Below are 21962 nucleotides of genomic sequence, written 5' to 3' on the forward strand. Positions count from 1 at the left end.
CGCCGCGTCGGCTTATGACTGGGGTGCGGCCTTGATCAGCGCCTCGTAGTGATCAATCAGCTCGGGGCCGTGCAGCGGCGAGTCGTGACCGCCCACCACCGTCTTGATCGGCAGCTTCATCGCTTTGAGCCGCTCAAGTGTCTGCGGATAGGCCTTCATATCGGCAAAGCTCAGGTTGCCCAGCTTCTCCTTGAGGATGCAGTTGCCATAGAGCACCTGCTCATCGGGGAAGTAGACGAAGATACCGTCCGGCGTGTGGGCCGGACCCGCGTAGAAGGCGCGCAGCTTGCCCTCTTGCAGCGTGAAGTCGCCATCGTGCACCACGTTTGGCAGCACCAGCGGCAAGTCCGGGTACTCCGGCAGCCCCTTGCGGGTAAAGGCGACAATCTCGGCCCAGTCGCTCTTCATCAGATCCCGGGTCTGACGGGTCGATACCACCTTGGCCCCGATGGACTTCCAGTAGGCGTTACCGCCCGCCCGGTCGGTGTGGTAGTTGGTGTTGATCACCTCCAGCACCGGCTGGCGGCTGACCCGTTTGATCAGCTTGTGCAGCTCGCGGGCGGTATCCGGCGTCCAGGTCGCTCCCACCACAGTCACCCCCTTGGCCCCGAAATAGACCATGGAGTTCTCTTTGACGTAGTAGTTATCCTCTACCACATAGACAGGGCCGCTCACCTGCGTCAGCGATATCCCCGCCGCCCGCACGCTGCCCCCCCAGAAACTCGCCATCAGCATCAGGGCGCCGGCCAGCCCGCACTTTATCCAACCTTTCATCATCTTGCTCCCTCGAACCAACCGCCCCCTCGCCACCCCTGTGACAAGCCGGGCCCATTTATCAGTGGGCAGAAAATACGGGGGATTTGTGAGGGGAAAATGGGGTTGTGTGAAGAGAAGGTGAAGTCTGGGGGAAGTCAGAAAAAAATCAGGGGGAATCGGCGGCGAGCCACGCCAATATGGCGATTGACGGTGCGGGAAGTGGAGAGAGGTAAAGGCTCAAAACGAAACGACAACACAGATAGCAACCCCTCACCCTAACCCTCTCCCGAGGGAGAGGGGATGGTCCGTGCCAATTCCAAAGCCCCATCCCCACCCGTGCCTCGCACGTAAAGCACTGTCAGCTGAACCGTTTTGCCCCCTTCTCCCCTTGCGGGAGAAGGGCTGGGGATGAGGGGGAGGTAACAATAAGTCCCATAATGTAGGGTCGATTAGCGCAGCGTAATCGTCCGTTTACCGCGAATATCCTGATAGCAAGAGAAGCAGGAACCCCTGAACATCAGCGTCACCTCAACACCCTTACTCTCGCGATCGTCCGAATATGCTTCGCTATTCGAACCTACGGCCCTTCGCTATTCGAGTCTACGATTTTTCCATTAAGTCCGGCTGACAACTGTACCGCTGTCGAGAATAGTGTGAGTTCCATAATGTTCATTTCTCCCGAGTGGTGACCCTGATCACATAATCAACCCAAATAAATGACAATTTTAACAACCCTCAATAACATTCATAAGAGTCAAATTATGTATGTCATTAAACAAGGATGTGACATGAAAAATACAATTATTTCGATAGCGTTTATTTCAATTCTTTTAGCTGGTTGTTCAGCAACAAAGGACTGGTCTGCAACAGGAGGAAGTAAAGCCGATGGAGTTATTAGACTGTCATATGAGTTTGGTCAGTTTGAGGTCCCTCAGGTAAGTGAAGAACAAGCAATTTTATTAGCAGCTAAGAGATGTGCTGTATGGGGCTATACCAATGCCGAAGCTTTCGGGGGGATAACAAAACAATGTAATATGTCTGACGGTTTTGGTGGTTGCTCAAGCTGGATTGTAACTAAAGAATATCAATGTACTGGCTCTGCAGCTCAATGAAAACCCAAGTTTTGAGTGGTAATACTTTGTTACCACTCATCATCTAGTTAACTCGCTATTTCTTGATGGAGTAATTGCAATTGCAAAGTAAGGTTGGGTGATAGTCCATGCTATTCAAAAGAATAAAGATGACACATCTGTTAAATATAAGATGCTTCACTAACTTAACTTCCCCTCCTGTTCTGAAAGTAAAAAACCACCCGCATAACGGGTGGTTTATTTATTCTCCCAGAATGAACCAGAGAGATTTAACTCACAACACCAATCACCCCAACGGCGGCGTCCGTGGCGGCACCATCCGCTTGCTGCCGGTGGACTCGAAGGCAGAGGCAAAGCGCAGCAGCTTGTTGTCGTCATAGGCGCGACCGGCGAAGGTCAAGCCCACCGGCATACCGATATCGGCCATCACCCCCATGGGGACGGTGACGGTCGGTACGCCGAGGTGGCGAATGGCGAGGTTGCCGTTGGCAACCCAGATGCCGTTGCTCCAGGCGATATCGGCGGAGGCCGGATTCACGTCAGCATCAGCCGGGGCGACGTCGGCGACGGTGGGGAACAGCACGGCGTCGAGCTTGAGCCCGTCCATCCAGTCCTCCAGATCCAGCTTGCGGGTCTGCTCCAGCCCACGCAGGCCGTCCGGCACCGAGGCAATCTCGTCGAAACGCTTGAGGCCGCGCTTGGCCATGTTGACGTACTCGTCCATGCCCGCCGCCAGATCGCCCTCGCGGTTCGGCAGGGTGCCCGGATCGTGGGGGAAGATCTTCGGGCCATCGACATCGGCCAGCTTGTTGAGTTTGGGATCGCCGTTGGCGCGCAGGAAGTCGTCGAACGCCCAGCCGGAGAGCTCCCACAGCTCGTCGTTGAGGAACTCAGGGCTCACGATGCCGCGATTGAACACGGTCGGCGCGCCGGGTCGGTCCCCTTCGCAGTTGGAGACCAGCGGGAAGTCCACTTCGATGACTTCGGCGCCAGCCGCTTCCAGCGCCTGACGGGCCTGTTCCCACAGCGCAATCACGGCCTCGCGGGTATGGATGCGCTGACCGGTCGGGCCGCCGATGCCGGGGTTTTCGCTGGTGCCAGCCAGTTCATCCTTGTTGATAAACATGCGCGGCACGCCGAGACGCTTGCCTTTGAGGGCATCGCCCTTGGCAGCCAGCTCCAGATAGGAAGCCGGACGCACCTCGGAGGCCTTGGGCAGTTGTACCCAAGGCTGCATGCGCCACAGATCGCCACGGGTGTCGGCATCGTCAGCCACTACCACATCCAGCACTTCCAAGAGATCGTTCATGGTGCGGGCATAGGGCACCACCACATCCATGGTCGGCGTCAGCGGCCAGTTGCCGCGCACCGAGATGACGCCACGGGACGGGGTGTAGGCGCACAGGCCGTTGTTGGAGGCAGGGCCACGACCGCTCGACCAGGTCTCTTCAGCCAGACCAAAGGCGGAGAAGCTGGCGGCGGTGGCGGTACCGGCGCCGTTGGAGGAGCCGGAGGCAAACGGCGCGGTCAGGTAGTCGGCGTTGTAGGGGCTCTCGGCACGGCCATAGACGCCGCGCTGCATGCCGCCATTGGCCATCGGCGGCATATTGGTCTTGCCAAGGCAGATGGCACCGGCGGCGCGCAGGCGCTCAACGGTAAAGGCATCGCGCTGGGCCACCAGATCCTTGAAGGCCGGGCTGCCGGAGGCGGCGGTCAGCCCCTTGACCAGATAGCTGTCTTTGGCGGTGTAGGGGATGCCGTCCAGCGGGCCCAGAGTTTCGCCACGGGCGCGGCGAGCATCGGAAGCCTCGGCCTCTTTCAGTGCATCGGGGTTGGGGACTACCAAAGCGTTGAGCTTGGTGTCGGTCTCGGGGCCGTTGTAAGCCTCGATCCGGGCCAGATAGGCCTTGACCAGTTCGACCGCTGTGGTGCGGCCTGCTTCGAGCGCACCGCGCAGCTCGGCAATGGAAACCTCGGTCACTTCGATCATGGGGATCTCCTGTAAAAGAGTGACTGTTTGTCATGATGATCGCCGCATCTGCGCCGGCGACCATCACGTCATCAAGAGAGAAAACCCCACGGCGTGGGGTTTTGAATACTCACCGGAACCGGTTTACGACCCGTCGCGAGCGGCCGTCAGCAAGGTGAAGAGCAGCGCAGGAACTGGAGCGTATAAACATACGTGAGCCCTCGGTTTCACATAAGCGAGCAGCACATGAGCCTTGATCACGGTCTCGCAGCAGGATCGTCATCCGGTTCTTATTTGCCGGACGGGATCTGCTGGGTAATGCAGTGAATATTGCCACCGCCCAGCAGGATCTCGCGGGCCGGTACGCCGACGACCTTATGCTCCGGGAAGATCTCTTCCAGAATGCGCTGGGCTTCGCCGTCGGTGGCGGCATCCAGCAGCGGGTAGACGATGCGATCGTTGGTGATGAGGAAGTTCACGTAGGAACCGGCCAGACGCCCTTCTGCCTCGCGCGGCACACCGCTGCCGCTCTCGACACCGGCAGACTCTTCCTGAGTGCAGTAGAGCGGGCCCGGCTGGGGCAGCTTCCACACTTTCAGCTTGCGACCCTTGGCGTCGACCGCGGCTTCCAGCACCTTGAGGGCGGCCACGGAGCGCTCGTACTGGGGATCGTTCTGGTCGTCAGTCCAGTGCAGGGCCACTTCACCCGGACGCACGAAGCAGCACATGTTGTCGATGTGGCCGTCGGTCTCATCCATGTAGACGCCTTCGTCCAGCCAGATAAAGCTCTGCACACCCAGATAGTCGCGCAGGTGCGCTTCGATCTGCTCTTTGCTCAGGTGCGGGTTGCGGTTTTCGTTGAGCAGGCACTCGGCGGTGGTCAGGCAGGTGCCTTCGCCGTCGACGTGGATGGAGCCCCCTTCCAGAATGAGCGGCGCATCGTAACGGGCCATGCAGTGCTGTGCCAGCATCTGGGCCGCCACTTGCTCGTCTTGATCCCAGGGGTAGTAGAGACCACCCTTGTGACCGCCCCAGGCGTTGAAGCCCCAATCCACCCCACGGCACTCGCCGGCCGCGTTGGTGACTATGGTGGGGCCGCTGTCGCGGGCCCAGCAGTCATCGCTGTTCATCTCGACCAGGGTGACGTGGGCGGGCATGATGGCGCGAGCCTGCGCCATAAACTGGGCCGGCACCCCCATAAAGACCGGGGTGGCTTGCCCGATGGCATCCGCCACCTTGGCGAAGGTGGCTTGCGCGAAGCGACCGGCCTCACGCCAGTTGTCCGGGCGAAACGGCCAGATCATCCAGACGGCCTGCTGGTGTGCCCACTCGGCGGGCATGGTGAAGCCGTCAGCGGCCGGCGTGGTGTTCATGGTCTTGATGCTCATCGCAAGGCTCCTTGCATGGATTGAGACCCCGCTGGCGTGAAAACGCGGCGCGGGGATCCTGGAAAAATAACAGTGGTCGCAGTGTAAGAAGTTGCGCTCACATCCATCAAATGAATAGGATGGATTGTCCCATAAGCCTGGCAAATAATCTTGATGAAACTGCACCAGCTCGACCTCAACCTGCTGCTCGCCTTTGACGCCCTGATGGCACAGGGCAGCGTCACCCGCGCCGCCGAAACCCTCTTTATCAGTCAGCCCGCCATGAGCCATGCGCTCAATCGCCTGCGCACCTTCTTTGGCGATCCGCTCTTGGTGCGCACCCCGCAGGGGATGCTGCCGACCCCGCGCGCCCAGCGGCTGCACCTGGGAGTGCAGCAGGCGCTGCGGCTGCTGGAGCAACAGCTCAGCGACGAGGAGGTGTTCGAGCCGAGCCAGTCGAAGCGCCGCTTCGTGCTCTGCACCACGGATTACGTGGAGTGCGTGCTGATCCCGCCGCTTATCCAGCGCCTCAAACGGCTGGCGCCCGGGGTCACCATCGAGATCCGCATCCTGCGCGACACCTTGCCCGAAGCCGAGCTGGCGAGCGGCGAGATAGACCTGGTTCTGGGCTTTGACGAATACATGCAGGTGCCGGGGTACCTGGGCAAGGAGACCTGGCTCACCGAGCCGCTGGCCGGGCTGGTGCGCGCCGATCTGCCGATGGCCGCCCCGGGCCTCGCAGAGAGTGGGGATGACCCGGCGCTGCCGGCCGAGCGCATCAGCTTGTCGCAGCTGATCGAGATGCCCCACGTGTTCCACTCGCCCCTTGGCACCTCGGAGGCGAGTCTGGATCGCTATCTGAAAACGCTGGGGTTCAGCCGCACCATCTCGGTCAACAGCCAGAGCTATATGTCCGCCGCCGCCATCGTCAGCCAGAGCGATCACCTGCTGGTGTTGCCCAGCATGGTGGCCGAGCTGCTCGCCAGCCACTGGCCGCTGAAAAGCCTGCCACTGCCCGAAGATGTGCCGGATTATCACCTCAACTGCGTCTGGCACCCGGTGCATGCGCAGCAACCGGCCCTGGTGTGGCTCAAGAATCTGATGAAAGAGCTGGTTAATCCGGAGTAACCCGGCTGGGTGTACCCTCCCCCTCATCCCCAACCCTTCTCCCGCAAGGGGAGAAGGGGGCTGGTTCCGTGCCACTCGCGACATGGCTGACAACCTGCCTGCCGGGGTGAAGCATATCCATCCCACCAGCACATCGACCTATCGACTCATCAGTTCATCAGTTCATCAGTTCATCAGTTCATCAGTTCATCAGTTCATCAGTTCATCAGTTCACCAGTTCACCAGTTCACCAGTTCATAATCCCAAAATTCCACCCAGGCCCCGAGATGATCGACAAGATGACCACTGTCACTCGATCTGTCCCCTCTCCCTCTGGGAGAGGGCCAGGGTGAGGGGAAGCAACTCTCTCTGTCACCAGACAGGAGAATGGCTATATCTAATAGGGTCAAATAGCTCTGGATAGGCACCATGAGAACCCATCCATTTGCCAAGCGCATGAGGCGAGAAGCCACCCTTGCTGAACAGAAGCTGTGGCTGCAATTACGCGACCGCCGTCTGGCCGGGGTGAAATTCCGTCGCCAGATGCCCATCGGGCCCTACATTGTCGATTTCATCTCTCTTGAGCAGAGGCTGATCATCGAGGTAGACGGGTCACAGCACAACGAACCGGCAGGGCGGCAATATGATGGTGCAAGAACGGCCTACCTCAATCAGCAGGGCTTTCGGGTGATCAGGGTGTGGAATAACGATGTGTTGAGTCGGATGGAGGCCGTACTGGAACTTCTTTTGCACTCATTGCGCTGAGCAGAGCCCTCCCCCTCATCCCCAACCCTTCTCCCCCGAGGGGAGAAGGGGGCAAACAACCCGGCTACGCGTGACCTCCCCATAAACAACCATGGCTCCCGCGGGAGCCATGGTTGTTTATGGGCGAGGCATTACGCCCGCAGGGCCGTCATCAACTGGGTGACCACGCCGCCCAGCAGGACGGGGTCGGGGCGGCACTGGGCGAAGGTGACCAGGCCTTGGATGTTGATGAGCAAAAAGGCGGTCAGGGTCGGGATGTCTCGCCCGGCCGCCAGCTCGCCGCGCTCGAGGGCCAGGCTCAGCACCGCGGCCAGATCCGCATCCAGCTCGCCATAGATGGCCTTGAGCTTCAGGTGCAGCTCCTCGTCCTGCTCCGCCAGCTCCATCAGGGTGCGGGTCACCAGACAGGTGCCGCAGAGGGCGTCGTTCACCACCTGCTCGAGGTAGGCCTGCACCCCCGCCAGCGGGCTCGCGGCGGCGAAGAAGCTGCGCCGCAGGGCGCTCTTCTCCTGCACATAGTGGTCGACCGCCGCCAGCAGCAGGCCGCGCTTGTTGCCAAACGCCGCGTAGAGGCTGCCCGGATGCAACCCGGTCGCCGCCACCAGCTCCTGCATGGTGGTCTTGGCGTAACCCTTGGCCCGAAATGCCTCCATGGCATTTCGCAAGACGTCGTCCCGGTTGAACTCGGCGCTGCGCATGGTTTCTCCGTTGAAAAAGCGGATTCACCGGCCTGGGGCCGGCGAGGGGAAATAAGAGGGCGGCAAGTTTACCCCAGCGGGACGGCAACACCAACCCATGTTGAATGCTCGTTCAAAAAAGACTTGCACACAAAACAAAAAACGTCTTGAATGCACGTTCAAGAATCACTCCCTCAGGACAGACGATCATGAATACCCTGTTTCAGCCCTATCGCCTCAACGACACCCTCACCCTCGCCAACCGTTTCATGATGGCTCCCCTCACCCGCTGCATGGCAGGCCCGGGCCTGGTGCCCACCGAGCAGATGGCCGCCTATTATGCGCGCCGCGCCGACATCGGCCTCATCATCTCCGAAGCCACCATCATCCGGCCGGACGGGCAGGGCTACCCCAATACCCCGGGGATCTACAACGCCGAGCAGATCGCCGGCTGGAAGAAAGTGACCGGCGCCGTGCATGCCAAGGGCGGCAAGATCTTCGCCCAGCTGTGGCACGTGGGTCGTCTCTCCCACCCCTTCTTCCACCACGCCGAAGTGCTGGCCCCCTCCGCCGTCGCCCATGAGGGCACGGTGCCCCGCATGCGCGAGCTGGTCTATCAGGTGCCGCGCGCCCTGACCGAGAGCGAAATCGCCCAGCTGGTCGAGGATTATGCCCAGGCCGCCGCCAACGCCATCGAAGCGGGCTTTGACGGAGTGGAGATCCACGGTGCCAACGGCTACCTCATCGATCAGTTCCTGCACCACGCCAGCAACCTGCGCACCGACAACTACGGCGGCAGCCCCGAGAACATGAGCCGCTTCGCGCTGGAGGTGGTGGATGCCATCAATGCCCGTATCGGCGGGGATCGGGTGGGCCTGCGCCTCTCCCCCGGCGCCTATGTGCACCTGGAAGGGGATGCCCGGGATCGCGCCGTGTTCGACCACCTGCTGGCCGAGCTGAACCAGCGCAACCTGGCCTATGTGCACCTCGGCATCTTCGATGACAACCTCACCTTCGACTACCTGGACGGCCGCGCCTCTGACTACCTGCGCGCCCGCTACGACGGCCATCTGGTAGGGGTGGGCAACTACAGCGCCGAGACCGCAGCCGAGGCCATCAAGGCCGACCGCTTCGACCTGGTCGCCATCGGTCGCCCGCTCATCGCCAACCCGGACTACCTCGCCAAGGTGAAACAGGGCGATGCCCTGGTGCCCTATGCCGACACCATGCTGGCCGAGCTGGTCTAACGCTCGCCGGCACCTTGCCTGACCAAGGATGGGATCCGCGCCCTCGCGCGGGTTTCCAATGTTTGGGCCCCTCTCGGGCCCTTTTTTGTGCCCGCTTGTGATACCCGTCGGTTTCGCGATCCCTCACGAACCCAATAAAAAGTTGCTAGTAACAACTAGTTGGCTATATTGGTTGTTGATGACAACCAAATAGGAAGCCCTGATATGGATCCCCGCCCCCTGCGCGCCCTGTCGCGCGATCTGGTTCGCGAACTCGGCATGCTCTCCCAACAGTGCGGCGAACTGGCGCTCAGCCCGCTCGAAGCCCATCTGCTGATCGAGCTGGAGAGCGGCCCCGCCACCAATCAGCAACTGGCGGAGCGGCTGCGCATCGACAAGTCCAACGCCAGCCGCCCGCTGGCCCGCCTGGCCGAGCGCGAGCTCATCAGCTGGCATCCCCATCCGTCCGATGGTCGCAGCAAGGAGGCGCGCCTCACCATCGCCGGTCAGGCCCAGCTGCTGGATCTGCATCAGGAGATGGACAGCGCCATGGAGGAGACCCTGGCCCAGCTCACCCTCGCCGAGCGCGAGCAGCTGTGGGAAGGCCTGCGCCTCTATCGCAGCGCCCTCTCCCGTGCCCGTCGCCAGCAGGGCTATCGCATTCGCCCCATCACCCCGGCCGATAACCCTGCCATCGCTGCCGTGGTGCGCGCCGTCTCCGCCGAATACGGCCTCACCGCCGACAAGGGCTACGGCGTAGCGGATCCCAATCTCGACTTTCTCCATGAAACCTACCTGGGTGAGCGCAGCCGCTACTGGGTGATCGAGGGACCCGATGGCTCCATTCTGGGCGGGGGCGGCATAGCGCCGCTGGCGGGGGAAGAGGGGCAAGTCTGCGAGCTGCAGAAGATGTACTTCATGCCCTCCCTGCGCGGGCTGGGACTGGGGCGACGGCTGGTACTGCAGGCGCTGGACGAGGCGCGCGTGCTCGGCTATCAGCGCTGCTACCTGGAGACCACCGCCGTGCTGCGTGAGGCCACCGCGCTCTACGAATCCCTGGGCTTCGAGCACCTGCCGGGGCCGCTCGGCAGCACCGGCCACGATGCCTGCGAGATCTGCATGGTGCTGGCGCTCGTGCCAGCAGAGTAAATGTGAGTTCCTATCCCCCCTCATCCCAACCCTTCTCCCTCAAGGGGAGAAGGGTGTCAGCAATAACTAATGGTGGATGGGCCCTCTATCTCACCTAAACCCGTTGGGTGTAGTGATCAAAAGCGATGACCTTTTGATATCCCTCTGATTCGTACAGCGATTTTGCTGGTTGATTGGAGATGGATGTTGCCAGTTTTACGGTTAGTGCGTCTGTCTCTTTGGCAAAGCTGGCTACTCGTTTTAACAGAGCTCTTGCCACCCCCTGCTGGCGAGCTGACTCGGCGACAAAGAGATCGTTGAGATACCACATCCGCTTCATGGCAACGGATGAAAAGGCAGGGTAGAGCTGGACAAATCCCATGGTTTCCCCCATCTCATGGCGAGCAAGAAAGATCACTGAATCTGCGTTGGTGAGGCGCTCAGCAATAAACCCGGCTGCGGCACCATGATCCGGTTCCTGCCCATAAAATTGACGGTAGGCATCAAATAGATAGCTAGTTTCTTCAAGATCGGCCGGGGTAGCCTGGAAAATGTACATGCAATGTCCTTATTGCTGTTCATGCTGGAATCTTCGTGGCGAAGAGGGGCCGTATATTGGCACCATATGGTAAACAACTGACTATTGGGGTCAGGAAGGAAAATAGAACCAGGCCGTTTTGATAAGGCCGGCCTCCACCTCGAACACCGCCATGCTTTCGATGGGCTCGGGGGAGATTCCATAAATCAACTCGTGATCAAACACCTTGTTGCCGATGACGGTGCGCGCCAGCAGCTCGGCCCGCAGGGCCGGGTTGTTGAAGCGATGTTCGGCATAGAAGGCACTGAGCGCCTCCTTGCCCACAGTGCTCGGGCTCTCCGTCGGCATCCGGTACCCCTTGAACGCATCGGAGAAGCAGGCCAGGAAGGCCTCGAGATCGTGGGCGTTGTAAGCGTTAAATTGTGCCTCGACGGGCAGTTCGACCGACATGCATCCCTCCCTGAATCATGTGTGAGCCTCCTTTATAGGTGGCATTGCTCCCCTTGTCGACGGGTGACGGCGGCGCTCCCCACCTCCGAGTCCTGTTCGCCATGCAAAAAGAGACCCCGCCGAAGCGGGGTCTCGATTTATCTTGTCTGCCTGTCGGCAAGCCCTTGTCAGTGCTCGCGGGTCTGGCGGAACTGGACGTCGGCGTGACGCTCCTGGGCCAGGCGCAGGTTGACCATGGTCGGCGCGATGTAGGTGAGGTTGTCACCGCCATCCAGCGCCAGGTTGACCTCGTTCTTGCGCTTGAACTCCTCGAACTTCTTGACGTCGGTCCCTTCCACCCAGCGGGCGGTGGCGACGTTGACCGCCTCGTAGATGGCCTCGACGTTGTACTCGCTCTTGAGGCGCGAGACCACCACGTCGAACTGCAGCACACCGACCGCACCCACGATGAGATCGTTGCTGATGAGCGGACGGAACACCTGCACCGCCCCCTCTTCGGAGAGCTGCACCAGCCCCTTGAGCAGCTGCTTCTGCTTGAGCGGGTCACGCAGGCGGATGCGGCGGAACAGTTCAGGCGCGAAGTTCGGGATGCCGGTGAACTTGAGATCTTCACCCTGGGTGAAGGTGTCGCCGATCTGGATGGTGCCGTGGTTGTGCAGGCCGATGATGTCGCCGGCGAAGGCGTCTTCCGCCTGCTCCCGGTCACCGGCCATGAAGGTCACGGCGTCGGAGATGTTCACGTCCTTGCCGATGCGCACATGGCGCATCTTCATACCCTTGCTGTAGGTGCCGGATACGATGCGCATAAAGGCGATACGGTCGCGGTGTTTCGGATCCATGTTTGCCTGGATCTTGAACACGAAGCCGGAGAACTTCTCCTCGGTCGCCACCACTTCGCGGCTCTCGGCCTTGCGCGGCATGGGGGCCGGCGCCCAGTCGGTCAGACCGTCCAGCATGTGGTCGACACCAAAGTTGCCGAGTGCGGTACCGAAGAAGACCGGGGTCATCTCGCCGGCGATGAAGGCATCGTGATCGAACTCGGGGGAGGCGCCCTGCACCAGCTCCAGTTCACCGCGCAGCTGGGCTGCCAGATCGTCGCCGATAGCCGCGTCCAGCTCGGGGTTGTTCAGCCCCTTGACCACCCGCTTCTCCTGGATGGTGTGGCCCTGACCGCTCTGATAGAGATAGGTCTCGTCCTTGTAGAGGTGATAGACACCCTTGAAGGATTTGCCGCAACCGATGGGCCAGGTGATGGGGGCGCACATGATGTTGAGCTCACGCTCCACCTCGTCCATGACCTCCATGGGATCGCGCACTTCGCGGTCCAGCTTGTTCATGAAGGTGAGGATGGGGGTGTCCCGCAGCCGGGTCACTTCCATCAGCTTGCGGGTCCGGTCTTCAACACCCTTGGCGGCGTCGATGACCATCAGGCAGCAGTCGACCGCCGTCAGGGTACGGTAGGTATCTTCGGAGAAGTCCTCGTGACCCGGGGTATCGAGCAGGTTGACCAGGCAGTCGGCATAGGGGAACTGCATCACCGAGGTGGTGATGGAGATACCACGCTGCTTCTCCATCTCCATCCAGTCGGATTTGGCGTGCTGACCCGAGCCACGGCCCTTGACGGTACCGGCGCGCTGAATGGCCTGTCCGAACAGCAGGACCTTTTCGGTGATGGTGGTTTTACCCGCATCCGGGTGCGAGATGATCGCAAAAGTGCGTCTCTTGGAGACTTCACTCAGAAATTCAGCTGACATAATTCAACGTTCTTCTATTGGGCGGCGGCCTTGGCCACCGTGGGAATAATTCCGGGATGCCGCATTGACTCACGGTCCGGCATGGATACGCAACGGGCCACTCGAGCGGGCATCAGATCCGCCGGTGGAGAGAGGAAGAGGGTTGCGTTACATGGGTCTTCTCACCTGAGCCAAAGCAAAATTGCGCGACATTATACCCGCGCGAGTGAAAAATACCCAGCCCGGCTTTGCAGGGTGGTGCACCCTATTCGGCCCGCATCACCTGGTTACGGCCCGCCTGCTTGGCCCGGTACATGGCCTCGTCGGCCCGCTGCACCAGCCCCCCCAGGCTCTCGTCGAGAGGCCCCTGCTGGGCACAACCGATGCTGACGTTGACAAAACGCCCCTCCGGCATCCCCTCGATACGCAGCTGGGAGACGCGATGACGGATCCGCTCCGCCACTTCCATCGCCTCGTCCAGACAGGTATCGGGCAGCAGCACCAGAAACTCTTCGCCGCCGTTGCGCCCCACTCTGTCCAGCGAACGCAGCTGGGCGGCGATGCACTTGGCCACGGCGGCCAGCACCAGATCCCCCACGTGGTGGCCCAGCTGGTCATTGACCAGCTTGAAGTGATCGATGTCCAGCAGCAGCACCGAGAAGGGCTTGCCCTGCTCCCGCGCCTGTCTGAACCAGTTCTGGCCCTTGTTCTGGATCTGGCGGCGGTTGTGCAGCCCGGTCAGATCGTCGGTCATGGCGAGCCGGCGCATCTGGCGGGAGCGATTGAACTGGTGCAGCGCCAGCATGCCCATCACCAGCAACAGCAGGGCCACCACCACGTACTGCCAGTGGCGCCGCTCCTGCAGCTGCTTGAGCTTGGCCTCCTGCAGCAGCTGCTTGGTCTTGAGGGCCTGGTTCTCCAGCTCCTTGCGGGCCAGGTCGAACTCGAAGCGCATCTGCAACGAGCGCTGCTCCCTGAGCACCCGTTCCAGCGAGTGCTTGGTCTCGACAAACAGCTTGAGGTTGCTGAGGGCGGCGCTGATCTGCCCCTGCTGCTCCAGGATCCGCGCCCGCACCTCGTAAACCCGCGCCAGGAAGCGCTGGTTCTTCTCCTTGACGAAGATGGGTTCGGCGTGGGCCAGATAGTAGAGCGCCTTGGTCGGGTTGCCCTGCGCCGCCTCCGCCATCCCCATCACCAGTTGCCAGTGACCCAGGGTCACGCTGTCGGAGCTCTCGCGCCCCTGCAAAATGGCATCCGCCTGGCGCAACTTGCTCACCGCCTCGGTCACCTTGCCCTGATTGAGCAGTATGGTGGCGATCTCGATCCGGACCCAGGCCAGCAGCCCCTCTTTCTGCTGAGAACGATAGAACTGCTCGGCCATCTTCATCAGCGGCAGCGCCCGGTCATACTCCCCCATCTCGGAGTAGAGCAGCCCCTGCTGGGAGCGGATCCTCACCAGCGGCTCCTGGGCACGCAGGGCGCTGTAGTCATGAGCCAGCTCTTCGAAATACCCCTCGGCCCGCTCATAGAGCCCCATCCGCCGATAGGCGTTGGCGATCTGGGCCAGCACCTCCCGCGCCTTGCCATCCAGCCCCAGCGACTCGAAGCGCTTGTGCGCCTCGATAAGCTCCATCAGCCCCTCCGCCAGCTCCCCCTGATAGGCGTACATGTCGCCGCGCAAGCTGAGGATGTCCGCCTCCTGCACCCGATCGCCGAGCCGGCGGGCCAGCACCAGCGCCTGCTGGTAGTCCTCCTTGGCCTGCTCCATATTGCCGAGCATCTGCTGATGAAAGGCGCGGCAGGCCAGCAGACCTGTCTCGGTGATCCTGTCCTTGCGGGCCCGGGCACCGGCCAGCTCACTGTCGGCAAAGTCCACCACGGCACGGTACTCGTCGTCCCACTCGGAAGGCATGGCCCAGCACTGCAGCCGCACGATGCGCCCCTGCACGTCGGGGGGATAGGCTTCCTTGCTCGCCACCAGGGCGGCGATGCGCAGCCGGAACATGCGATCGGGCTGGAACCCCTCCTCCAGCAGCTGCAGCTCGCGGGAGAGCTGGGGCTCGGTCAGCGGCGCCCGGGCCGCCCAGGCGAGGGGCGTACACAATCCCGTCAACAGGATCAGGGTCATGATGCGTTTCATGCCGGTTCGGTTTCCCCTCAGGTGGTGCTAGTACACGAATATGCTCACTCCCCCCATCATATCTCGCCTTGCAGCAACACACAGCAACCATGGAAAAAGAGAGGAGATAGGCCAGATCCGGCAGGCTCTCACGCTGACCTAACGCGCCCCTTTACAGATGGAAAATCAGCATCGACTATAGGCGCCATCCAACACAGGGAAGCGCAGGTTGATGACATATCAGGAGCTGCAGGCGGCCTACGACAAGCTGCTGCAGGAGAACGAACGGCTCAAGCGGGTCGCCGACGATGCGCGGGAGAAGCTGGAAGCCGCCATGGACGGCACCGGCCTGTGCATCTGGCAGAACCATGTGCCCACCGGCAAGCTCATCATCTTCAACCGGCGCTGGGGTTCCATGCTCGGCTACCAGCCCAAGGAGCTGTCGGCCCACTTCGACGTCTGGCGCGAGCATCTGCATCCGGAAGACAGGGAGCGGGTGCTGCAGGCCTTCTTCGATCACCTGAGCGGCAAGAGCCCGTTTTATCAGGTGATGCACCGGATGATCGCCAAGGACGGCAAGACCACCTGGGTGCTGGACCGGGGCCGGGTGGTGGAGCGGGACGCACAGGGCAACCCCGTTCGGGTGATGGGCACCCACATCGACATCACCCACGAGAAGGAGTACGAACAGCAGCTGGCCCGGCTCGCCCACCGGGATCCCCTCACCGGCCTTGCCAACCGCACCGCCCTGCAACGCAAGTTCAACCAGGGTTTCAAAGCCATCTGCTTCATCGATCTGGACGACTTCAAGCAGGTCAACGACAACCTGGGCCACCGCGCCGGTGACGAGCTGTTGATCGCCCTCACCCGTCGGCTGCGCGACTGTTGCGAGGAGGGGGTGAAGATAGGCCGGCTCGGCGGCGACGAATTCGTGCTGCTGCTGCCCTGGGCCAGCGACGATCCCCGCACCAGCCAGCTGGCCAGCCAGTGCATCGACGCCATCGCCACCCCGTTCGAGCTGCCCAACGGCGACGCCTCGGTGGGCTTGAGCATGGGGATTGCGGCAATCCGGCCGCAGGATGATTTCAGCACGGCGCTGGCCCGCGCCGATCAGGCCATGTATCGGGTCAAGCGCGGCGGCAAGCGGGGCTTTCATGTCGCCCGGCCGAGTGGCCAGCCACTGCTGGATCAGGAGCAGGTCAACGAGCGCGGGCTCGGCCACCAGCCCTGCCCCTGAACAGGGTCAGATGGGCAGCGGCCCCATCACCTTGACCGCCCGAATGGCGAAGTGGCTGCTGATGTCGTTGACCATGTCCTGGGACTGCAACCGCCGGATCCACTGCTCGTAGGCGGGCAGGTCGGGCACCACCACCTCCAGCAGGTAGTCGTAGTTGCCGGAGACGGTGTGACAGCTGATCACCTCCGCCATGGCCGCCACCGCCTGCTCGAAGGCCTCCACCAGCGGTTCCCTGTGCTGACTGAGCCGCACGTTGACGAAGATGGTGATGCCAAGTCCGAGCATCTCCCGCGCCAGCACGGCGCGATACCCCCGTATATGGCCCTCCCCCTCCAGCCGCTTCAGGCGCCGGGCACAAGGGGAGGCGGACAAGCCGACCTGCTCCGCCAGCTCCACGGTCGTGAGGCGCCCATCCTGTTGCAGCAAGCGCAGCAGATGTAAATCAATCCTGTCGAGCATCTTGGTGATATCCGGTAAAAATCCCTTTTGGATTGGCTGAAACTAGCAATTACCCCCGAATATCTCAAACAGTTTGCCCTGCAACACCCTCCCCCCTGGCGGGATAATGAGCCGGGACACGCCATGGAGGGAGCCCGATGTCATTCACACCATCACCCCGTTGCAGCGGCTGGGCCGCCGCCCTCGCCACCGTGCTGCTCTGGTCCGGTTTCTTTCTCTCCCTGCGCCTGGGCGCCGAGGAGAAACTCCCGCCACAGACGCTGGCGCTGCTGCGCTTCGGCATCCCGGCCCTGCTGCTGCTCCCCTATTACTGGCGTCACCGCATCCGTCTGCGCCGCACGCCCCTGCGCTGGCAGCTGGCCATGCTGGCGGGAGCCGGCCTGCCCTTCTTCTGGCTCGGCGCCACCGGCATGCAGCTGGCCCCGGTGGCCCAGGGCAGCGCCCTGATCCCGGGCACTGTGCCCCTCATGGTCAGCCTGCTCGGCCTGCTGTTGTGGCACGCCCCCTGCCCCCTGCAGCGGTGCTGGGGGCTCGCCCTCATCGCCCTGGCCACCGCCATCCTGTTGCTGGGCGGAGAACCGGGATTATGGCAGGGACAGCTCTGCTTTCTGGGGGCGGCCCTGCTGTGGGCCCTGTTTACCCTGGCGGTCAGACGCAGCGGACTGGCGGCTCTGGATGCGGCCGCGCTAGTGGCGGTGCCGTCGGCCCTGTTGCTGCTGCCGACGCTCCTGTGGAGCCCCTTGCCCACCGTGAGCCATGCCAGCGTCTGGCTCTGGCAGGGTCTGCTGCAAGGGATAGGCGCCGGCTTGCTGGCGGCACTCTGTTACGCCCACGCCATCCGCACCCTGGGCGCCGAGGTCAGCTCGGCGCTGGGCTCGCTCACGCCCGTGATGGCGGCCATGCTGGCCTGGTGGCTGCTGGGGGAGAGCGTCACGCCGCCGGTGTGGCTGGCGCTTGGCCTCTTGTGTGTCGGGGTGGTGCTGGCCAGTCTGCCGGCACGGCGGGTTTCAGCTGCGCTGCCAGCGGCGCAACAGGCGACCGCGCAGGCCGCAGTCGAGTAGCCAGCTGTTATCGAACACCCGCAGCAGCGCCGGTTTGGCGTGGCGGGACATGGCCACCGCGTGGAAGCGGGTCTGCTGCTTGCGCTGGCGGTTCATCCGATCCAGTAGGCTGTGAGGCAGGCTCTGGGCGATAAAGTCGGAGACCACCAGTACGTCCGCTCTGGCAAAGGCGGGGTCATCCAGCTTGATCAGGGCCTTCTCGAGGCAGGGCACCAGATCGGTGCCGCCGTGAAAACTCATGGAGAGGAAGCGCTCCGCCTTGTCGAGCCCGGTGTCGGCGGTGATCTCCAGGGTCGCCACCTCGGTGGAGAAGAGCATCAGGTAGCAGCCCCGCTTCTCGTCCATCGCCACCTTGAGCAGCGCCAGAAACAGCGCCTTGGCGCACTCCTCCGGGTAGCCCCCCATGGAGCCCGAGGTGTCGATGCAGACGATGAAGGGCCCCCGCTGCTGCAGCTGCCGCCCGCCAAGCTCAGGGGTGCGCAGCATGATGCGCTGGCGCGGCAGGGTGCCGCGCGACTGGTAGCTGAGCAGGCGCCGCTCCAGATAGCGGCGGTAGAACTCCAGCTCCAGCTCCGGCAGCGCCAGCATCACCGCCTCGCTCGGCAAGAGCCGCATCAGGTCGCTGGCCGGGTGGATGCCCACCAGATCGTCCGGCACGTCGTCGGTCTGCACCTCTTCCAGCTCGTGCACCTGCACCGGTGGCACCGGCGAGTCGTTGGCCCGGTTGTCCTGCTCGCTGCGCCCCAGCAGGTTGGCGATCTCAGCCAGCAGCGGCTCGCGCTGCAACATGCGGGCGTACTGCTTGACCAGCACCAGGCTGCGCTTGTGCCAGCTGCCCTGCGCCAGATCCCAGAGCCCGCCGGCGGAGATCTGGTTGGGGTCCAGCGCATCAGCCAGGGTACGGCTCGCCAGCAGCTGATCTTCGATCTCCTGGCGCTGCTTCTCCCGCTCCGCCTCGGCGATCTGCTGCTGCAGCTGCAGCAGGCTGCCCACCAGGCTGGTGCGCCACTTCTCGATCAGCAGCTGGCGCTGGCTGTCGGTGGGGTGAGCCATCAGCTGGCGCACCAGGCTGCGCGCCTCGCCGGCGAAGGGGCTGTACTGCTCAAGCCCGTCCAGCAGGGCCGGCAGGCGCCCCATCAGCTCGGCCAGCGGCAACCCCTTGTGGGCCTGATAGAGGCGATACTCCTGCTCCAGCGCCACCGGCACCGGCTTGTGGCGCATCTCCTCCCCCAGCTGATCGCTCCAGCGGCGGATGCGCTTTTGCAGCAATTTGCCCTGCAGCGGGGAGCGTTTGATGAACTCGGAGATCTTGGGGGTGGAGGCCAGCAAGAGCGCCATTTCGCCCGCCAGCTCCCCCTCACCCATGAGCAGCCCCAGATCCATCATGCCAATCTCAAGCATGGCGACCTCCGCTGGCCTGGCTCACGACCGCCCCCTTCGCGCTCGCCATGACTCAGGCGTCCAGCTGCGGCAGCCGGTCGTGCCACTGGCTGATGTCGGTGCGCAGCTGATCCAGATCCCGGTTCAGCACAAAGAAGCTGTCCTCCACCTGCTGCAACCAGTGACGACCGATGAAGAGGTGCTGCTGATGGCGCTCGAACAGGTTGCGCTGGCGCTTGAGCTCCTGCGCCAGCACACCGGCCTCTGCCAGCAGCTCGGTCAGGGCCGCCTGCCAGGGGGTGATCACCACCTCGGGAATGGGGGTGCGCTCCACCAGCACCAGCGGGATCTGCTGGCGCTGCAGATCCAGCACGTGCAGCCGCAGCTCGTCGTCCAGCACCAGCTCGTAGTGACCCTCCTTGGGGTTGCCAAGCGGCCAGCCCACCAGCGACTCGCCGGTGGGGTGCCAGTGGGAGAGCAGGGTGCGGTCGAACACCAGCGTCTCCACCAGCCGCTCCGGATCGTCGCCATCCAGCGCCGCCGGGGTGAGCAGATGGAAGTGCACCAGCTTGCCGAACGGGCGGGCGTTGGCCAGCGGGATCTGGATGCCGCGGGCGCGGCGCCCGAACCACTGCTGGCGCTTTCTGGCCTTGCAGCACAGGCGCTGGGCCACGCTCTGTTTGAGCTGCTTGAACTTGTCCCGCAGCCCCATCAGCTGACGGGTCATGGTCAGCTGCTGATAGCCGTAGAGGCGGGAGAACTCGGTCATCATCTCCAGCAGGGCGGTGCGCGAGGCCTCGTCATGCCAGAGGCAATCCTTGAACAGCAGCAGATCGAGCGGGGCCACCTCGTCGCGGCCGTTGAAAAACGCGCTCGCCTTGATGAGCCGCACGGCCTTCTTCCAGCGCCGATCCGACACGTAGCAGCTGTGGGCCAGCTGGCTGTCGAGCTGCTGGCGCAGCTGATAGATGAGCTCGAAGCAGTCGTCCGGCAGCCGGACCCGGTCGATCTGCTCCTGCCACTCCAGATACTCGTCGCCGTGGATCTGCACCGAGGGCGGCAGATTCTGATGGGACTGACCATCGCTGGCCAGCATGGCCTGGAAGTTGGCCTTCTCCTGCACCCGGTCCATCCAGATCCGCACCAGCATGCGGTCGTAAAGCGCCTCCAGCCCGCTGTCGGGGGCCGGCAGCTCGTTGGAGGCGGTCACCAGCAGCCGCATTGGGATGGGGTGCTGGCTGTCGCCGTTGCGAAACTGCCGCTCGTTGATGGCGGTGAGCAACGTGTTGAGGATGGCGGGGCCCGCCTTCCAGATCTCGTCGAGGAACACCACCTCGGCCTCCGGCAGGTAGCCGGCGGTGAGGCGCAGGTACTTGCCGTCCTCCTTCAGCGCCTGGATGGAGAGGGGGCCGAACACCTCCTCCGGCGTGCTGAAACGGGTCATCAGGTACTCGAAGTGACGCGCCTCATGAAAGGCCAGCTTGAGGCGCCGCGCAATCAGGCTCTTGGCGATGCCGGGCGGGCCCAGCAGAAACACGCTCTCACCGGACAGGGCCGCCAGCAGACCAAGCCGCAGGGCATCCTGGCGCTCGTAAAGCCCCTCGCCGAGGGCCGACAGCAGGCGTGGCAGCCGTTCGTGAATGGGGGCGAGACGAAGATTCTGTGATGCTAAAGGTGGCATAGGCGCACTTCCGATACTGGGGTTGTCTGGAACCGGCACACCCGCGACGCGATCGAAGGTTCCCTGTCCTGCTTGTTGTATTGTCGGGAGGTCGCCTCTGGCTCGCACCGGTCGGTTGCCGGGCGTCGGAGCGCCTCTCCTGGCTAAAACATACCGCAAAAGATGCAGCAAAACGCGTTCGAGTGTACCCTGCGCAGAGCTTTTTTCATCAATGCAGATCAAGACTGAGTCATCGCCCATGCAAGATCCAGTGCAGCTGACCACAGCGCGGGAACCCGTCCCCGAGCAACCAGACCAGGCATCCGGTCGCCTGCGGCAACACCTACTGGCCCGGATGGGCATCCCTAGCTGGCAACTGCGCCGGCCGGCCCTGCTGGCGGGCCATCAGGCTGCGCCTGCACCTGCCAATGAGACTCAGGCAAGTCAGCAGGAGGCGGTCCCCGCCCCGGCCGTGCCGAGCGAGCCGCCGAGCGGCAAGCTCTGGATCCTGGCGAGCCGGCTGCCGGCCCCCAGTCTGCTGGCGGATCTCTGCCAGTTGCTCGGCATCGGCAGCGACGAGGTCAGCCTGCTGAGCAGCCTGCCCGCCGGCCACACCCCGCCCCTGCTCTGGCTGGAGGCGGCCGATCCCGCCTGGCCAGAGGCTCTGATCTGCCCGCTCACCCCCAGCCCGGCCCAGAAACGGGTCCTGTGGCAGCAGCTCAAGGGGCGCCTCGGCTGAGTGCCGAGCCCCACCCTCTCTTCGTTCAGCCGCCCCGACCAGGAGCCACCATGGTGCAATTTCGTCCCCTGCTCGAGACCGATTTCGAGCTCGTCTACCCCATAGAACAGGCTGCCCACAAGGAGCCCTGGAGCCAGGCCAACCTGCTCTCCTGCTTCGGGCCGCGCTATCTCAACGGCCTGCTGCTGGTCGACGGCCAGCCGGCCGGCTTCTACATCTCGGATCTCGTGGCAGGCGACAGCTCGCTGATGAACATCTGCGTGCACCCTGACTTTCAGGGCAAGGGGCTGGGGCGGGCGCTGCTCAGGGAGTACCTGAGCCGCAGCAAGGCCAACAAGGCCGAGGCCTGGTTCCTCGAGGTACGGGCCGGCAACAGCACCGCCATCAGCCTCTACGAGAGCGAGGGGTTTGCCGAGTACTGCCGGCGCGCCGACTACTACGGCACCGGTCAGGATCGGGAAGATGCCGTGCTGATGTCCCGCCTGTTCGACTTCGGCTAA

General features: G+C 62.9%; 20 protein-coding genes. 9 read left to right on the plus strand and 11 right to left on the minus strand.

What is annotated here, in order from left to right; translation table 11 throughout:
* Positions 1 to 12: 12 nt before the first annotated feature.
* Entirely contained in the window at positions 13 to 774 is a 762-nt protein-coding gene (locus tag I6L38_RS15540) for a CphA family subclass B2 metallo-beta-lactamase (RefSeq protein WP_254204165.1), read from the minus strand.
* A gap of 770 nt (positions 775 to 1544) precedes the next feature.
* Here I6L38_RS15540 and yecR point away from each other — a divergent pair.
* Positions 1545 to 1868, plus strand: coding sequence for a YecR family lipoprotein (yecR, locus tag I6L38_RS15545; RefSeq protein WP_080761069.1), 324 nt, complete (start codon positions 1545 to 1547; stop codon positions 1866 to 1868).
* A gap of 265 nt (positions 1869 to 2133) precedes the next feature.
* On the opposite strand, the gene I6L38_RS15550 is transcribed toward yecR, so the two are convergent.
* Positions 2134 to 3837 (minus strand): amidase, encoded by a 1704-nt coding sequence (locus tag I6L38_RS15550; RefSeq protein WP_216988693.1) that lies wholly within the window; start codon positions 3835 to 3837, stop codon positions 2134 to 2136.
* 269 nt (positions 3838 to 4106) lie between these two features.
* Positions 4107 to 5204, minus strand: a complete 1098-nt coding sequence (aguA, locus tag I6L38_RS15555) for an agmatine deiminase (protein WP_043172079.1) — start codon at positions 5202 to 5204, stop codon at positions 4107 to 4109.
* A gap of 153 nt (positions 5205 to 5357) precedes the next feature.
* Here aguA and I6L38_RS15560 point away from each other — a divergent pair, with 153 nt between their 5' ends.
* Together I6L38_RS15560 and I6L38_RS15565 are read left to right on the plus strand one after the other, a co-directional pair.
* Positions 5358 to 6311 (plus strand): LysR family transcriptional regulator, encoded by a 954-nt coding sequence (locus I6L38_RS15560; RefSeq protein ID WP_043172077.1) that lies wholly within the window; start codon positions 5358 to 5360, stop codon positions 6309 to 6311.
* Positions 6312 to 6719: 408 nt separating this feature from the next.
* Positions 6720 to 7055 (plus strand): endonuclease domain-containing protein, encoded by a 336-nt coding sequence (locus I6L38_RS15565; RefSeq protein ID WP_017782617.1) that lies wholly within the window; start codon positions 6720 to 6722, stop codon positions 7053 to 7055.
* A 131-nt stretch (positions 7056 to 7186) separates the two neighbouring features.
* On the opposite strand, the gene I6L38_RS15570 is transcribed toward I6L38_RS15565, so the two are convergent.
* On the minus strand, positions 7187 to 7753 hold the full coding sequence (locus I6L38_RS15570) for a TetR/AcrR family transcriptional regulator (protein ID WP_005308958.1): 567 nt from the start codon (positions 7751 to 7753) through the stop codon (positions 7187 to 7189).
* A 188-nt stretch (positions 7754 to 7941) separates the two neighbouring features.
* On the opposite strand from I6L38_RS15570, the gene I6L38_RS15575 reads away from it, so the two are divergent.
* Together I6L38_RS15575 and I6L38_RS15580 are read left to right on the plus strand one after the other, a co-directional pair.
* Positions 7942 to 8979 carry an alkene reductase gene (locus I6L38_RS15575; protein WP_043169189.1) on the plus strand — a complete coding sequence of 346 codons (1038 nt, stop codon included), beginning with the start codon at positions 7942 to 7944 and terminating at the stop codon, positions 8977 to 8979.
* Between the two features lie 204 nt (positions 8980 to 9183).
* Positions 9184 to 10107, plus strand: coding sequence for a GNAT family N-acetyltransferase (locus tag I6L38_RS15580; RefSeq protein WP_043169190.1), 924 nt, complete (start codon positions 9184 to 9186; stop codon positions 10105 to 10107).
* 94 nt (positions 10108 to 10201) lie between these two features.
* Here the strand turns inward: I6L38_RS15580 and I6L38_RS15585 are convergent, their stop codons facing one another.
* The 4 genes from I6L38_RS15585 to I6L38_RS15600 form a co-directional block, all read right to left on the minus strand.
* Positions 10202 to 10645 carry an N-acetyltransferase gene (locus I6L38_RS15585; protein ID WP_043169191.1) on the minus strand — a complete coding sequence of 148 codons (444 nt, stop codon included), beginning with the start codon at positions 10643 to 10645 and terminating at the stop codon, positions 10202 to 10204.
* A 90-nt stretch (positions 10646 to 10735) separates the two neighbouring features.
* On the minus strand, positions 10736 to 11074 hold the full coding sequence (locus I6L38_RS15590) for a nuclear transport factor 2 family protein (protein ID WP_216988694.1): 339 nt from the start codon (positions 11072 to 11074) through the stop codon (positions 10736 to 10738).
* 167 nt (positions 11075 to 11241) lie between these two features.
* Positions 11242 to 12831, minus strand: coding sequence for a peptide chain release factor 3 (gene prfC, locus I6L38_RS15595; RefSeq protein ID WP_085947086.1), 1590 nt, complete (start codon positions 12829 to 12831; stop codon positions 11242 to 11244).
* A gap of 241 nt (positions 12832 to 13072) precedes the next feature.
* Positions 13073 to 14935 (minus strand): diguanylate cyclase, encoded by a 1863-nt coding sequence (locus tag I6L38_RS15600; protein WP_043169193.1) that lies wholly within the window; start codon positions 14933 to 14935, stop codon positions 13073 to 13075.
* A 223-nt stretch (positions 14936 to 15158) separates the two neighbouring features.
* Between I6L38_RS15600 and I6L38_RS15605 the strand changes: the two genes are divergently transcribed.
* A complete protein-coding gene (locus I6L38_RS15605) occupies positions 15159 to 16163 on the plus strand; it encodes a sensor domain-containing diguanylate cyclase (protein WP_216989596.1) in 1005 nt (334 codons plus the stop codon).
* A 6-nt stretch (positions 16164 to 16169) separates the two neighbouring features.
* Here I6L38_RS15605 and I6L38_RS15610 read toward each other — a convergent pair whose 3' ends face one another.
* Positions 16170 to 16622, minus strand: a complete 453-nt coding sequence (locus I6L38_RS15610; protein WP_010635095.1) for an Lrp/AsnC family transcriptional regulator — start codon at positions 16620 to 16622, stop codon at positions 16170 to 16172.
* Between the two features lie 137 nt (positions 16623 to 16759).
* Here I6L38_RS15610 and I6L38_RS15615 point away from each other — a divergent pair, with 137 nt between their 5' ends.
* Complete coding sequence (locus I6L38_RS15615; protein WP_216988695.1) at positions 16760 to 17683, plus strand: DMT family transporter; 924 nt, start codon at positions 16760 to 16762, stop codon at positions 17681 to 17683.
* Here the strand turns inward: I6L38_RS15615 and viaA are convergent.
* Entirely contained in the window at positions 17630 to 19084 is a 1455-nt protein-coding gene (viaA, locus tag I6L38_RS15620) for an ATPase RavA stimulator ViaA (RefSeq protein ID WP_025202217.1), read from the minus strand. The two genes, I6L38_RS15615 and viaA, sit on opposite strands and share 54 nt — an antisense overlap.
* A 52-nt stretch (positions 19085 to 19136) precedes the next feature.
* Positions 19137 to 20744, minus strand: a complete 1608-nt coding sequence (locus I6L38_RS15625) for an ATPase RavA domain-containing protein (protein WP_026140972.1) — start codon at positions 20742 to 20744, stop codon at positions 19137 to 19139.
* Between the two features lie 238 nt (positions 20745 to 20982).
* Between I6L38_RS15625 and I6L38_RS15630 the strand changes: the two genes are divergently transcribed.
* Entirely contained in the window at positions 20983 to 21462 is a 480-nt protein-coding gene (locus tag I6L38_RS15630) for a DNA polymerase III subunit psi (protein ID WP_216988696.1), read from the plus strand.
* A 50-nt stretch (positions 21463 to 21512) separates the two neighbouring features.
* Positions 21513 to 21962 carry a ribosomal protein S18-alanine N-acetyltransferase gene (gene rimI, locus I6L38_RS15635; protein WP_005308924.1) on the plus strand — a complete coding sequence of 150 codons (450 nt, stop codon included), beginning with the start codon at positions 21513 to 21515 and terminating at the stop codon, positions 21960 to 21962.

This window comes from Aeromonas sp. FDAARGOS 1408 (assembly GCF_019048665.1).
In the GTDB taxonomy this organism is placed as follows: Bacteria; Pseudomonadota; Gammaproteobacteria; order Enterobacterales; family Aeromonadaceae; genus Aeromonas; species Aeromonas dhakensis.

What these genes read in the sequence shown, in the direction of transcription:
- I6L38_RS15600 (WP_043169193.1), bottom strand. Translation starts at nt 14,935, where the DNA reads ATGACCCTGATCCTGTTGACGGGATTGTGTACGCCCCTCGCCTGGGCG.
- I6L38_RS15575 (WP_043169189.1), top strand. Translation starts at nt 7,942, where the DNA reads ATGAATACCCTGTTTCAGCCCTATCGCCTCAACGACACCCTCACCCTC.
- viaA (WP_025202217.1), bottom strand. Translation starts at nt 19,084, where the DNA reads ATGCTTGAGATTGGCATGATGGATCTGGGGCTGCTCATGGGTGAGGGG.
- I6L38_RS15585 (WP_043169191.1), bottom strand. Translation starts at nt 10,645, where the DNA reads ATGTACATTTTCCAGGCTACCCCGGCCGATCTTGAAGAAACTAGCTAT.
- I6L38_RS15625 (WP_026140972.1), bottom strand. Translation starts at nt 20,744, where the DNA reads ATGCCACCTTTAGCATCACAGAATCTTCGTCTCGCCCCCATTCACGAA.
- I6L38_RS15570 (WP_005308958.1), bottom strand. Translation starts at nt 7,753, where the DNA reads ATGCGCAGCGCCGAGTTCAACCGGGACGACGTCTTGCGAAATGCCATG.
- I6L38_RS15610 (WP_010635095.1), bottom strand. Translation starts at nt 16,622, where the DNA reads ATGCTCGACAGGATTGATTTACATCTGCTGCGCTTGCTGCAACAGGAT.
- I6L38_RS15550 (WP_216988693.1), bottom strand. Translation starts at nt 3,837, where the DNA reads ATGATCGAAGTGACCGAGGTTTCCATTGCCGAGCTGCGCGGTGCGCTC.
- I6L38_RS15560 (WP_043172077.1), top strand. Translation starts at nt 5,358, where the DNA reads ATGAAACTGCACCAGCTCGACCTCAACCTGCTGCTCGCCTTTGACGCC.
- I6L38_RS15540 (WP_254204165.1), bottom strand. Translation starts at nt 774, where the DNA reads ATGAAAGGTTGGATAAAGTGCGGGCTGGCCGGCGCCCTGATGCTGATG.
- aguA (WP_043172079.1), bottom strand. Translation starts at nt 5,204, where the DNA reads ATGAGCATCAAGACCATGAACACCACGCCGGCCGCTGACGGCTTCACC.
- I6L38_RS15605 (WP_216989596.1), top strand. Translation starts at nt 15,159, where the DNA reads ATGACATATCAGGAGCTGCAGGCGGCCTACGACAAGCTGCTGCAGGAG.
- I6L38_RS15630 (WP_216988696.1), top strand. Translation starts at nt 20,983, where the DNA reads ATGCAAGATCCAGTGCAGCTGACCACAGCGCGGGAACCCGTCCCCGAG.
- yecR (WP_080761069.1), top strand. Translation starts at nt 1,545, where the DNA reads ATGAAAAATACAATTATTTCGATAGCGTTTATTTCAATTCTTTTAGCT.
- I6L38_RS15580 (WP_043169190.1), top strand. Translation starts at nt 9,184, where the DNA reads ATGGATCCCCGCCCCCTGCGCGCCCTGTCGCGCGATCTGGTTCGCGAA.
- rimI (WP_005308924.1), top strand. Translation starts at nt 21,513, where the DNA reads ATGGTGCAATTTCGTCCCCTGCTCGAGACCGATTTCGAGCTCGTCTAC.
- I6L38_RS15615 (WP_216988695.1), top strand. Translation starts at nt 16,760, where the DNA reads ATGTCATTCACACCATCACCCCGTTGCAGCGGCTGGGCCGCCGCCCTC.
- I6L38_RS15565 (WP_017782617.1), top strand. Translation starts at nt 6,720, where the DNA reads ATGAGAACCCATCCATTTGCCAAGCGCATGAGGCGAGAAGCCACCCTT.
- I6L38_RS15590 (WP_216988694.1), bottom strand. Translation starts at nt 11,074, where the DNA reads ATGTCGGTCGAACTGCCCGTCGAGGCACAATTTAACGCTTACAACGCC.